Origin of the sequence: Terribacillus aidingensis (genome assembly GCF_040703035.1) — a bacterium.
Classification (GTDB): domain Bacteria; phylum Bacillota; class Bacilli; order Bacillales; family Amphibacillaceae; genus Terribacillus.
In genome coordinates this window covers 2940441-2952552 of record NZ_CP159996.1, presented here as the reverse complement: position 1 = coordinate 2952552, position 12112 = coordinate 2940441, and the positions used below count along the sequence as shown (strand labels likewise).

Genomic DNA, 12112 nt, shown 5'->3' with positions numbered 1-12112 from the left:
CTTTTCTATATATTAGAAGAAAATATTTAAGATGTAATAGATCAAGCCACCTAGGGTAGCAGTGATCGGTAAGGTAATGAACCACGTGATGACCATGCGCTTTGCAGTACCCCAGTTAACGCCTTTGCGTCGGTGAGCTGCACCAACCCCCATGATAGAGGAGGAAATAACATGTGTCGTACTTACCGGTAAATGAATATATGTGGCACCAAAAATAATGAACGCTCCAGTCAAATCAGCTGCAACACCGTTCACTGGACGAATCTTCATGATTTTACCACCGACAGTTTTGATGATTTTCCATCCACCTACTGAAGTACCAAGTCCCATCGCAGTCGCACAGGCAACTTGTACCCAAAATGGAATATCAGATGTTGTGTGCAGACCTGCTGTGATCAATGCCATCGTGATGATCCCCATTGCTTTTTGGGCATCGTTTGTACCATGGGTAAATGATTGCAGCGCTGCAGTCAAGATCTGTACGCGACGGAAATTCTTGTTTGTCTTCGGCAAGTTCTTTTCCCGGAAAATCAGCTTGATGATGTTATATAGAATAAAACCTACAACAAAAGCCAGAATCGGGGAAATGATCAAAGCTTGCAGGATCTTCAAAAATCCCTCTACATTGAGAATTCCAAATCCGCTTGATGCTATAACTGCGCCTGCAAGAGAACCGATGATGGCATGGGAAGAACTGCTCGGGATACCGTAGTACCACGTAATTAAGTTCCATGCAATTCCTGCAATCAGTGCAGCCAGGATAACGACAGATCCGTTGACGATGTCATTCGGATTAGCGATATCGCTTGTAATTGTCTTTGCCACTCCAGTAAAAGTCATGGCACCCACAAAGTTCATGACTGCTGCCAAAATGATAGCGTGTCTTGGTTTCAATGCTTTAGTTGATACAGATGTTGCAATAGCATTGGCCGTATCATGGAAGCCATTGATAAAGTCAAATGCAAGGGCGAAAATGACGGTTAAGATGGTTAGTACTAATAAAACATCCATTGTTTACGCCTCACGAATTCTTCATGATGATTGTTTCAAGATTGTTCGCAACAGACTGACAGCTGTCGGCGATTTCTTCAAGGATGTAGTACAACTCTTTGTACTGAATCACCTTGATTGGATCTTTTTCGTTCTGGAAGAGCTGTTTCAAGGATTTACGGAAGATCGTGTCACAGTTTTGCTCGTGCTCCTTGATTTTGATTGCATGTTCTTGTATTTCTTTCAGTTTGTTGTGTGAAAGCAAATCGATTGTAATCAAGATTTCCTTTGCACAAGAACGGATTTCTTCTGTAAACTGGTCGATGAAGCTATCGGAAGAATAGATACCATAAGTGTCCATCATTCCAGAAAATTCTTCTATTCCATCAAGTACGTCATCCAAGCTGTTCGTCAGCTGAAGGATGTCTTCGCGTTCGATTGGTGTAATGAAGGCATGATTCAATTCCTTGATGATCGTATGTACAAGCTGATCACCTTTTGTCTCGTATTCCTTCAATTTATTGGAAAACTCGGATAAAGTTGCTGCATCTTTCACTTTATACGTAACAAAAAAGTCAGCAGTCTCATCAATATTCTTTGCTATATCAGCTAAAAGCAAAGAGAATTTGTCTTGTTTCTTCTTGAACATTACAAAACCTCCGAATGGTGTTTGAATAGGGTTGTTCCTGGGAACATATAATGATAATTTTTTGTAAACTATCCTCTAGAGATTGTAAACTTTTTATTAATAATTATCAATGTTTTCGTTTGATTTTTGTCGAATGAGGTACACTTTGTCACTATTTGTTATAGTTGTATAGAAGGGGTGAAATTATGCAGATCTCCATTACAAAGCCCGCATCAAACTGGTTTGTTCAAGAAATGGACCTTGAACCTGGCAGTGCTGTGCGTTTTTATGTTCGCTATGGCGGGATGGGCGGCATTAAAGAAGGATTTTCACTTGGTATTTCCGCGGAACAGCCAAATGATCCAATTACAAGTGAGGAAGTACAGGGTATAACATTCTTCGTCGAACGTTCAGATGCATGGTATTTTGAAGGGGTAGACTTGAGCGTTAAGTATTCTCGTAAATGGGACGATATCCAATATGAATATCCTCCGCATAATTGAAAAAAATGAGCAAGAGCCGGTACCGGCTCTTGCTTATTTTTTAGTTTCGGATAGGAAGCATTGGAGCGGTCGCATCCTTAACGCCAACCATTCCAAGCAGGGCAAGCAGAATTCGCTGCGGTCCGTAGAAGGCATCCGTCGGATCGAAGAACTCCTCCAGTGTATGGTGTCCGCCGCTGTTACCGCCGCCGCCTAGTGTTAGGGCTGGAATACCCAGGCTGATCGGAACATTTGCATCGGTACTAAGCGGTTCCTCCCGTTCTACTTCAATACCAAGAACTTCAGCCGCCTGTAGTGCAATGTGACGAATCGGTGCATCTTTTGGCTGGCTGCCAGCAGGTCTGTCTCCTACAAGCTCTGTCGTAACGGAGATGCTGCCCGGCTGCTTTCGTGCTTCGCCTTCTGCCTGTGCCGCTTCTTCAATGATAGCTAGTGCGTTGGCTTCCAACTCTGCAAGAGCGTCGCTGGATACAGAACGTAAATCCAGCTGGAATCCTGCGTGTTGTGCGATGGTGTTGATGGATGTACCACCATGAATCGTGCCGACGTTGTATGTTGTCTTCGGATCATTTGGAACGGTCAGATCTGCTAACGCAGCGATAGCGCGTCCAGCTGCATGAATGGCACTTGAAGTACCAAAGTCCCCAAAGCTGTGTCCGCCTTTTCCTTTGAAGGTTACATTGTAGCGTTTGCTGCCGACACCGCAATAAATTAAGTCGCCAGGCGCACCTGGTTCCACAGAAATGAAGCCATCCACATATGTATTATCCCGGAAATATGCTTTCATTCCACGCAAGTCTCCCAGACCTTCTTCTCCGACATCAGCAAGGAAAACGATATCTCCTTCCGTTTCAATCTTATTTTCTTCCAAAGTACGCAGTAAAGTCAGTAAAACTGCCAAGCCGCGTCCGTCATCCCCGATTCCGGGAGCATAGACGATTCCATCTTCAATTTTTGCTTTCACATTTGTTCCAGCAGGAAAGACGGTGTCCAAATGGGCTGCGATGACAACCGTAGGTCCTTTGCCGCTGCCTTTTCGTATGCCATATACATTTCCTTCGTCATCTGTTTTCAAGTCCTCCAAGCCAAAAGCTGCCAGTTTCTCTTTGAAAAAGGCTGCGCGGTCTTCTTCTTTGAAGGGAGGTGCTTCCACTTCTGTCACTTCTATTTGATCCTTTGTCGTCTGTTCATTATCCTGCTTGAGAAAATAGAGGGCGTCACGTACTTGCTGAAGATCTATAAGCTGCTCAAACTCCTTTGCGAATACTTTGCTGGTTGATGTCATATATTCCCCTGCTTTCCTATGGTATACGTGTACTGTAACACAAAATCTCAATATACTGACAATTTAAACAGCGTAAATAGTCGAAAAGTAATGATTTGTTCTATTTTTATATTTACAAGGCATAGGATGTTATGTAAAATAAATGCACCGGAATGAATAATTATAGATTTTATTGCAAGTTTACAATATAGATAGAAAAGGGAGATCAACTATGAAATCAGTAAAGAAGCTCATGGCAGCAGCGGGACTTTTTAGTGTTTTATTCTTAAGTGCGTGTATATCCAATAACGAATCAAGTGGTTCTGGTGAAGAGAAACTCACTATCGGAACAGAAGCGACCTTCGCTCCTTTCGAATCCATGGAAGGTGATAAAATTGTTGGATTTGATGCAGATTTGCTAGATGCTGTCATGAAAGAAGCAGGTCTCGATTATGAATACGAAAACACTGGCTGGGATCCGATGCTTGTCGGAGTAGAGGATGAAACGCTGCAAGCTGGAATGGCTGGTATCACAATAACGGATGAGAGAAAAGAAACTTATGACTTCTCAGCACCTTACTTCGAGGCAACGCAAGTTATCGCTGTACCAGAAGGAACAGATATTCAATCAGCCGATGATCTGCAAGGGATGAAGATCGGCGTACAGAACGGTACGACTGGTGATGAAGCTGCACAGAAACTTGTTGGGGAGAACAGCAGTAATCTTTCTAAGTACGATTCATCTGCAGCAACTATGATGGCTTTGCAAAACGGTGATGTAGAGGCTGTTGTTACCGATATCGCAGTAGCTCAGCATTATGTGAAAAATAATCCTGATGCCAATCTTACTTTAGTTGAAGACGATGAGAACTTTGAACAGGAATACTACGGTATGCTGCTTCCGAAGGACAGTGAATATAAAGAACAAATAGATGAAGCTATTCACACGATCATGGAAAACGGAACGTATGAAGAGATTTATCAGGAATGGTTCGAAGGTACACCAGATATTGAAGGTCTGGAAAGCGCACAGCCATAAGAAGAATCATATAGCGTAACGATAATTACCGTTACGCTATATTTATGTGTTGATTTATCAGCTATACTGAGGTGAGAGAAATGGATTTTAGATGGGAAATTATTAGTGAATATATGCCTTTCTTCATGAGAGGATTAGGTTATACAATCCTGGCGTCTTTGATAGGGTTCCTCATTGGGGCTTTGATCGGACTAGTGATCGGAATGGGGAAAAGCTTGAACAATCCGATCCTCAGGCTGCCGTTCATTTGGTATGTGAATATTTTCAGAGGCACCCCGCTGTTAGTACAGATCTTTTTGATCCACTTTGCGGTGATGCCGATTTTCATTAAGCCGCCGGAGCCGCTTATATCATTGATCGTGGCTTTGGCATTGAATTCTGCAGCTTATATTGCAGAAATCTTCCGTGCTGGTATCAACTCAATCGATAAGGGGCAGCGGGAGGCTGCATACAGTCTCGGTATGAACCATGCGCAAGTGCTGCGGCATGTCGTGCTGCCGCAGGCATTCAAACGGATGATTCCGCCGCTTGGCAATGAATTTATTGTGTTGGTGAAGGATTCCTCACTTGGAGCCGTCATTGCTGCACCGGAACTGTTTTACTGGGGCAGAGTAGCGGTAGGCGCGACTTCCCGAATTTGGGAGCCGTATTTGGCTGTTGCCGTTTTATATTTCGTCGTTTGTTTAGTATTATCATATGTACAGAGCTTTTTGGAAAGGAAGTATGCGACAGATGATCAGCGTAAAAAATCTAAAAAAGTCGTTCGGCGATCTCGAGGTGCTGCGGGACATTAACGTCGAAATAGAGGAAAAGGAAGTGGTCGTCGTTATCGGCCCTTCAGGTTCCGGCAAGTCCACTTTCATTCGGTGCCTCAACCGAATCGAGAATATTACGGGTGGTCATGTTTATATAGAAGGAACAGATATCTCCCAGAGAAAAGTAAACATTAATAAAGTGCGTACAGATGTCGGCATGGTATTCCAGCAGTTCAACCTGTTCCCTCATAAGACAGTACTGGAGAACATCATGCTTTCTCCGATGGTTGTCCGCAAATGGAAAAAGAAAGATGCGGAAGAAAAGGCTCTTGCACTGCTTCGTAAAGTTGGTCTGGAGGACAAAGCGGGCGTATATCCTGAATCGCTTTCCGGCGGACAGAAGCAGCGTGTCGCAATTGCTCGTGCTTTATGCATGGAACCGAAGGTGATGCTGTTCGATGAACCAACATCTGCACTTGATCCAGAGATGGTCGGTGAAGTGCTCGAAGTTATGAAGCAGCTTGCGAATGAAGGCATGACCATGATAGTTGTGACGCATGAAATGGGCTTTGCGCGCGAAGTCGGTGATCGGGTGCTGTTCATGGATGGCGGTTATATCGTAGAGGAAGCGAAACCGGAGGAAATTTTCAATAATCCGAAGGAAGAACGGACAAAAGCTTTCTTGAGTAAAGTTTTATGACAAGTACAGCCAGTGCATTTACGCATTGGCTGTTTCTTTGTAAAAAGGGCGTCATATTTTCTTACAAGTTTGCTGTTATCCTATATTCCCTATGCTAAAGTAAGGGTAAGATTTTCGGGTAACAAACGAACTGTAACCAATAGGCAACATTCGTCATGTTCTCGGTTAATCCCTCTCATTTGCAAGCAGAATGCATTGTTCGGCTTGTCTTACAGCTTGTACAGGTGATATGTTGCGTGGCATATCCGACTGTGCAGGCTGTTTTTTTGTGCTTTTTGCGGAAATAAGGAAAATTGTGCTGGACATGCTATTAATTTGTAATCATTTAGCACGCTCCTGCGTATGATGGGTCTATAGAAATGACAGGAGTGGCGCAATGTATAAATTAAAAGTCGTAGATGCTAGCAAGATATTCAGACGCGACGGACAGGAAGTTGTTGCATTGCAGGAGACTACAATGCAAATACCTGCTGGACGATTTGTCAGTATTATTGGCCCCAGTGGCTGCGGCAAGTCGACACTCTTTAATATGATTGCCGGGCTTATTAAACCGACCACTGGAAAAATCCTATTGGATGGGCAGGATATTGTCGGCAAGAGTGGTTATGTCGGATATATGCTTCAAAAGGATCTTCTGCTGCCATGGCGGACAATCTTGGATAATGTGATTCTAGGCTTGGAAGTCAAGGGTGTTTCGAAGCGGGAGGCCAGGAAGCGAGCTCAGCCATTACTAGAGAGATATGGTTTGCAAGGCTTTGAAAATAATTATCCGCCAGAGTTATCAGGCGGTATGCGACAGCGGGCAGCATTATTGCGGACGCTGCTGTATGACCAGGATGTGATCCTGCTTGATGAGCCGTTCGGGGCGCTTGATGCACAGACGAGACTGCAGATGCAAGGATGGCTGCTACGCATTTGGGAGGATTTTCAGAAAACTATTTTATTCATCACCCATGATATAGATGAAGCAATTTACTTATCAGATGATATTTATGTCCTGTCGCATCGTCCCGGCAAGCTTAAAGCAAAAATTCACGTGGAATTGGAACGGCCGCGCGGGGAAGAGACATTGCTGTCGGACAATTTCATATCATTAAAGCAAACATTGCTGGATTTGCTTAGAGAGGAACCGAAAGACAATGGCACAACCTGAAAAGAAACGCTACATCGAGGATGAGAAAAAACGCCTGCAGCGCATGAAGCGTATAGTATTCGGCGGTCAGATTGGTCTTGGGATTCTGATGATTGTGCTGTGGGAGGTTCTGACACGATACGAGGTGATGGATCCTTATTATTGGAGCAGTCCAAGTACAATCTATGAAACTGCCAAAGTCGCATTTTTGGAAGGCACGCTTTGGGATGACTTGGTCTATACATCGCTTGCCACACTTGCTGGTTTTGCATCAGGAACCGTTATTGGCTCCCTGGTCGGTCTGTCTTTTTGGTGGTCTGCTTACTATTCAAGAATATCAGAGCCCTATTTAATTGCATTTAATGCCATTCCAAAGCTTGCGCTTGGGCCGGTCATTGTTATTCTTTTCGGCATCGGATTCTTTTCCAAAGTGATGCTCGCATTCCTGATGACAGTTATCGTAACTGCACTGGCTGCTCATAGCGGCATTAAAGCAATTGATAGAGATCTGGAAAAGCTGCTTTATTCTTTAGGGGCGAAACGCAGACATGTCTTTACAAAAGTAGTTGTCCCGACAACGATGCCTTGGATCGTCAGCAGTCTGCGAATCAATATCGCATTGGCGCTTGCAGGAACCATCGTCGGAGAATTCATCAGTTCCCGTCAAGGGATTGGCAGGATGATCCTTTATGCAGGACAGATTTTAGATATTGACCTTGTTTGGGTAGGTGTTGTCGTATTGTCACTATTGTCTTTGCTCATGTACGCAGGGACAGTCAGCTTGGAAAAGTTATTGCTTCGCGGTCAAGAGCCGAAACAATAGGAGGTGTCCAATGAGTAAAGCACGGTTGTTTGGTGTGATTTGTTTGGCAGTTTTGCTTGGTATCCTGGCAGGATGTACAGGTGGCGGTGAGGAAGAGAAGCTGAAGAAAATCACTATTGCAGAACCAGTGCACTTGACTGGCTATCTGCCGCTGTATGCAGCAATCCATGAAGGGTATTTTGAGGATGAAGGACTGGATGTAGAAGTAGTAACCGCAACTGGCGGAGCACATGTGACAACCGTTGTAAGTGGTGATGCCTGGGGTAATATCGCCGGTCCGGATTCGAATGCCCTTGCCAATATCGACTCAAATGACCCAATCGTATCTGTCGTCAACGTGGTTAATCGAGCGAATGTCTACTTGATGGCAGGCGGAGACACACCTCCTGCAGGAGCATCAGAGGAAGAGCTGGCAGCTTACCTGGAAGGAAAAACAATCGCTGCTGGGCGTTATGGCGGCAGTCCGAACCTGCTGACACGTTATTTGATCATGGAGCTCGGTATGGAGCCAGGCAAAGACGTTTTACTTGAGGAGCCTGCCGACGCAAGTGCAGTCGTATCATTAGTGGAAAACGGCCAGGCGGATATTGCCAATGGAGCTGAACCGCAAATATACGATGGTATTGAAAAAGGGGTATGGAAGGAACCTTTTTATGGATTTCCTAGTTTGGGAGATTATCCGTATAGTGTCATCAGTGTAAAGCAGTCTACCATTGACGAAGATCCCGAAACTGTCCAGAAATTCGTGACTGCTATTACAAAAGCTTTGAAAGCAGTAGATAAGGATGAAGAGCTGGCGATGCGGGTATTAAAGAAGGAGTTTCCTACAACAGAGGAAGCGAGTCTGCAAGCCTCACTGGATCGGGCGTATGCTGATGAACTATGGAGCAAGGATGGGTATATAACAGAGGAAGCAACAGATAAGACGATGGATGTAGTCACGAAGACAGGTGTATATAAGGGAGAATACAAATACGAAGAGCTGGTCAATATGGAGTTCGTCGATGCATTGGAATAAAACGAGGCTGGCAATCGATGCCAGCTTTTTTTATTGGAAACTTAGGCTTTGTATTGCATATAGTATGGAGGGATAGGGGTTTCTAATGCTTAAAAGTTTCTACTAGGAAACTTTATTGTTATAGTGCATAATAAGAGAAAATAGATTGTGAGCAGAACAAGGAGGGCAATGATGGACGAAAACGTATTACTGGCCTTAGGTTTGACCTTGATGGCCGGCCTTGCAACAGGTATAGGCAGTCTGATGGGATTTTTTACTTCGACAACAAATACAAAATTCTTATCACTCAGTCTCGGTTTTTCTGCCGGGGTGATGATTTATGTGTCAATGGTCGAAATCTTCGTCAAGGCAAAAGACGCCTTGACTGGCGCGATGGGTATCCAGGCAGGTAACTGGGCAACTGTAGGAGGATTCTTCGGTGGTATGCTCCTCATTGCACTAATCGATAAGTTGATACCAAAGCAAAACAACCCGCATGAAGGCAAGAAAGTGGAGGAGATGGATAATCCAGTACAGAATCAAGCCTTGCTCAAAATGGGGACTTTCACCGCATTGGCTATTGCCATCCACAACTTCCCGGAAGGTATTGCCACCTTCACGTCTGCCTTGCAGGATCCTTCACTTGGCATAGCTATTGCAGTCGCCATTGCTATCCATAACATTCCGGAGGGAATTGCTGTTGCTGTGCCAGTCTACTTTGCGACGGGCAATAAGAAGAAGGCTTTTGGGCTTTCTTTCTTATCTGGTTTGTCGGAACCAGTAGGGGCCGTTCTTGCTTACCTTGTTCTGATGCCGTTCCTGAACGATATTATGTTTGGAGTTATCTTTGCTGCAGTAGCAGGAATCATGGTCTTTATCTCACTTGACGGGCTGCTGCCAGCTGCTAAGAAATACGATGAAGGTCATACCTCCATTTATGGATTGATCAGCGGCATGATGGTGATGGCTGTCAGTTTGCTTCTATTCATCTGAATTAGAAACCGTCTGCTTAAGCAGTCGGTTTCTTTGTGTATAATAGGAAGAAACAGGAGGGATATCCAATGGGAAGTAAATTGGTGGAGAATAGCAGGAATGTATTGAGCAGCAGTTTGGCACTGAAAAAAGAAGAAACCTTGCTTATCGTAACAGATGACAGTAAGAAGGAGCTGGCGGAAGCCCTCTATGCAGCTGGCAGATCAATCGGGTCGGAAACATTGCTGCTAGTTATGCAAGATAGGGAGAAGTCTGGTCAAGAACCGCCGAGCGGAGTGGCAGAAGCAATGAAGCACTGTGATGTAGCAGTTTGTATTACAGAGCATTCCCTAACGCATACACAGGCAAAAAAAGATGCGGTAGCAGCCGGAGTTCGCGTTGCGACGATGCCGGGGATTACATATGATATGTTTTTGGAAGGCGCAATAAGTACAGATTATGATACAGTTGAAAGAATGACATATGAAGTAACGGAAAAATTGAGCCAATCGAAACAAGTAACAATCCAAAAAGACGGCGAAGAACTAAGCTTCTCCATCCAAGGCCGCAGCGGCGTACCAAGTACAGGTATTTATCGGGAAAAGGGGCAATCCGGAAACCTGCCTTCTGGTGAAGCATATATCGCGCCATTGGAAGGTACAGCTTCAGGCCGTTTATGGATCGATGGCTCGATTTCAGGTTTAGGCAAGATGGAGGAACCTATTCTTCTTACAATAGAAGAAGGGCGTTTGACAGAAGCTACTGGCCGGCAAGGAGAAATGCTGCTGCAAATGCTTGGAAGTGGTGATGGCCGCAATGTAGCGGAATTCGGTGTTGGTACGAATGACAAAGCCAGAATCACTGGCAATGTCCTGGAGGATGAAAAAGTATATGGAACGATTCATATCGCTTTTGGCAGCAACAACACCTTCGGAGGCATGGTGGCTGCTGGTGTCCATATCGATTGCGTTGTAAAAGCTCCGACGGTCTATTTGGACGATACAGTGCTCTTGGAAGAAGGAGAGATGAAGCGTAGCTAAAGCTGCGCTTCTTAGCATATCGCACAATAAAAGCGCTTACATTTTGTGCAAGTGACAAATGGAAATAAACTCCGAAACAAGGTAAAGTAAAGGTATACAAAAGGAGGCGCTTACATGGCTAAAATACAGTTGAAGAATATCCAGAAAGTCTATGATAAGAACGTTACGGCAGTTGAAGATTTCAACTTAGAGATAGATGACAAAGAATTCATCGTTTTCGTTGGTCCCTCCGGCTGCGGGAAATCAACGACTTTACGTATGATTGCTGGTCTGGAGGAAATTTCAGGCGGTGACTTCTATATGGACGGAGAACGAATGAACGATATCCCTCCAAAGGATCGGGATATTGCAATGGTATTCCAAAACTATGCGCTATATCCGCATATGAACGTATACAATAATATGGCATTCGGTCTGAAGCTGCGTAAATTCAAAAAGGACGAAATCGACAAACGAGTGCAGGAAGCAAGCCGGATTCTGGGATTGACAGATTACTTAAACCGGAAGCCGAAAGCCCTTTCCGGAGGTCAGCGTCAGCGGGTTGCACTAGGACGTGCGATTGTCCGTGATGCGAAAGTATTCCTCATGGATGAGCCGCTTTCCAACTTGGATGCAAAGCTGCGTGTGCAGATGCGTGCGGAAATCCAAAAGCTTCACCAGCGCTTGCAGACGACTACAATCTATGTAACGCATGACCAGACAGAAGCAATGACGATGGCAAGCCGTCTTGTTGTCATGAAAGACGGTATCATCCAGCAGGTAGGTGCACCGAAGGATGTGTATGACAATCCAAATAATATGTTCGTAGGCGGCTTCATCGGTTCTCCATCTATGAACTTCCTCAACGTGACTATCCAGGATGGCAAAGCAAAATTAGGCAATGTTACATTCCAGCTTCCGCCATCAAAACGAAAAATGCTGCAAGAGGCAGGCTATGGCAGCGGCGAGGTTGTAATGGGTATCAGGCCAGAGCATATCCACGATGCAGATTATGAAGAAAGCCTGGCGCATGCGCATGAAGTGGAAGCGACAATCGATGTAGTCGAATTGATGGGTGCTGAAAGCTTCCTTTATGCGGATATGGCTGGACAGGAATTTGTTGCTCGCGTTGACGCCCGTTCGGATATTAAGAACAAGGATAAGCGCACGCTATTGTTCGATATGGATCAAGTACATTTCTTCGATAAAGAAACAGAAGCCCGGATTACAGAAGCAAACGCAGCTTCACAAGTATCTTGAAAAAAGCCTGTGCCCAGTGGGTGCAGGCTT

General features: G+C 44.7%; 13 protein-coding genes. 10 read left to right on the top strand and 3 right to left on the bottom strand.

Features of this window, described 5'->3' with window-relative positions:
* Positions 1-12: 12 nt before the first annotated feature.
* Positions 13-1011: an inorganic phosphate transporter gene (locus ABXS78_RS15345; protein WP_366247931.1), complete on the bottom strand. Its 999-nt coding sequence runs from the start codon at positions 1009-1011 to the stop codon at positions 13-15.
* Positions 1012-1021: 10 nt separating this feature from the next.
* Positions 1022-1639: a DUF47 domain-containing protein gene (locus ABXS78_RS15340; RefSeq protein WP_095221212.1), complete on the bottom strand. Its 618-nt coding sequence runs from the start codon at positions 1637-1639 to the stop codon at positions 1022-1024.
* Between the two features lie 185 nt (positions 1640-1824).
* On the opposite strand from ABXS78_RS15340, the gene ABXS78_RS15335 reads away from it, so the two are divergent.
* The gene (locus tag ABXS78_RS15335; protein WP_095221210.1) at positions 1825-2121 is read left to right on the top strand and encodes a HesB/YadR/YfhF family protein; all 297 of its coding nucleotides are present in this window, start codon (positions 1825-1827) and stop codon (positions 2119-2121) included.
* 40 nt (positions 2122-2161) lie between these two features.
* On the opposite strand, the gene ABXS78_RS15330 is transcribed toward ABXS78_RS15335, so the two are convergent.
* The gene (locus ABXS78_RS15330; protein WP_366247930.1) at positions 2162-3406 is read right to left on the bottom strand and encodes a M20/M25/M40 family metallo-hydrolase; all 1245 of its coding nucleotides are present in this window, start codon (positions 3404-3406) and stop codon (positions 2162-2164) included.
* Positions 3407-3617: 211 nt separating this feature from the next.
* Between ABXS78_RS15330 and ABXS78_RS15325 the strand changes: the two genes are divergently transcribed.
* From ABXS78_RS15325 to ugpC, 9 genes are all read left to right on the top strand, one after another.
* Positions 3618-4424 (top strand): basic amino acid ABC transporter substrate-binding protein, encoded by an 807-nt coding sequence (locus ABXS78_RS15325; protein WP_366247929.1) that lies wholly within the window; start codon positions 3618-3620, stop codon positions 4422-4424.
* A gap of 80 nt (positions 4425-4504) precedes the next feature.
* Complete coding sequence (locus ABXS78_RS15320; protein WP_366247928.1) at positions 4505-5218, top strand: amino acid ABC transporter permease; 714 nt, start codon at positions 4505-4507, stop codon at positions 5216-5218.
* The gene (locus ABXS78_RS15315) at positions 5157-5879 is read left to right on the top strand and encodes an amino acid ABC transporter ATP-binding protein (protein ID WP_366249954.1); all 723 of its coding nucleotides are present in this window, start codon (positions 5157-5159) and stop codon (positions 5877-5879) included. Before ABXS78_RS15320 ends, ABXS78_RS15315 begins: the two co-directional genes overlap by 62 nt.
* Positions 5880-6255: 376 nt before the next feature.
* A complete protein-coding gene (locus ABXS78_RS15310) occupies positions 6256-7032 on the top strand; it encodes an ABC transporter ATP-binding protein (protein WP_366247927.1) in 777 nt (258 codons plus the stop codon).
* Positions 7019-7834, top strand: a complete 816-nt coding sequence (locus ABXS78_RS15305; RefSeq protein WP_095221199.1) for an ABC transporter permease — start codon at positions 7019-7021, stop codon at positions 7832-7834. Before ABXS78_RS15310 ends, ABXS78_RS15305 begins: the two co-directional genes overlap by 14 nt.
* Before the next feature lie 10 nt (positions 7835-7844).
* Positions 7845-8852, top strand: coding sequence for an ABC transporter substrate-binding protein (locus tag ABXS78_RS15300; protein WP_366247926.1), 1008 nt, complete (start codon positions 7845-7847; stop codon positions 8850-8852).
* 171 nt (positions 8853-9023) lie between these two features.
* A complete protein-coding gene (gene zupT, locus ABXS78_RS15295) occupies positions 9024-9824 on the top strand; it encodes a zinc transporter ZupT (RefSeq protein WP_366249953.1) in 801 nt (266 codons plus the stop codon).
* A gap of 68 nt (positions 9825-9892) precedes the next feature.
* Entirely contained in the window at positions 9893-10843 is a 951-nt protein-coding gene (locus tag ABXS78_RS15290; RefSeq protein WP_366247925.1) for an aminopeptidase, read from the top strand.
* Positions 10844-10957: 114 nt separating this feature from the next.
* On the top strand, positions 10958-12082 hold the full coding sequence (gene ugpC, locus ABXS78_RS15285) for a sn-glycerol-3-phosphate ABC transporter ATP-binding protein UgpC (RefSeq protein WP_366247924.1): 1125 nt from the start codon (positions 10958-10960) through the stop codon (positions 12080-12082).
* Positions 12083-12112: the final 30 nt, after the last annotated feature.

Bases quoted from the DNA above. Each gene is read 5' to 3' on its own strand.
- ABXS78_RS15345 (WP_366247931.1), bottom strand. From the start codon at position 1,011: ATGGATGTTTTATTAGTACTAACCATCTTAACCGTCATTTTCGCCCTT.
- ABXS78_RS15340 (WP_095221212.1), bottom strand. From the start codon at position 1,639: ATGTTCAAGAAGAAACAAGACAAATTCTCTTTGCTTTTAGCTGATATA.
- ABXS78_RS15335 (WP_095221210.1), top strand. From the start codon at position 1,825: ATGCAGATCTCCATTACAAAGCCCGCATCAAACTGGTTTGTTCAAGAA.
- ABXS78_RS15330 (WP_366247930.1), bottom strand. From the start codon at position 3,406: ATGACATCAACCAGCAAAGTATTCGCAAAGGAGTTTGAGCAGCTTATA.
- ABXS78_RS15325 (WP_366247929.1), top strand. From the start codon at position 3,618: ATGAAATCAGTAAAGAAGCTCATGGCAGCAGCGGGACTTTTTAGTGTT.
- ABXS78_RS15320 (WP_366247928.1), top strand. From the start codon at position 4,505: ATGGATTTTAGATGGGAAATTATTAGTGAATATATGCCTTTCTTCATG.
- ABXS78_RS15315 (WP_366249954.1), top strand. From the start codon at position 5,157: ATGATCAGCGTAAAAAATCTAAAAAAGTCGTTCGGCGATCTCGAGGTG.
- ABXS78_RS15310 (WP_366247927.1), top strand. From the start codon at position 6,256: ATGTATAAATTAAAAGTCGTAGATGCTAGCAAGATATTCAGACGCGAC.
- ABXS78_RS15305 (WP_095221199.1), top strand. From the start codon at position 7,019: ATGGCACAACCTGAAAAGAAACGCTACATCGAGGATGAGAAAAAACGC.
- ABXS78_RS15300 (WP_366247926.1), top strand. From the start codon at position 7,845: ATGAGTAAAGCACGGTTGTTTGGTGTGATTTGTTTGGCAGTTTTGCTT.
- zupT (WP_366249953.1), top strand. From the start codon at position 9,024: ATGGACGAAAACGTATTACTGGCCTTAGGTTTGACCTTGATGGCCGGC.
- ABXS78_RS15290 (WP_366247925.1), top strand. From the start codon at position 9,893: ATGGGAAGTAAATTGGTGGAGAATAGCAGGAATGTATTGAGCAGCAGT.
- ugpC (WP_366247924.1), top strand. From the start codon at position 10,958: ATGGCTAAAATACAGTTGAAGAATATCCAGAAAGTCTATGATAAGAAC.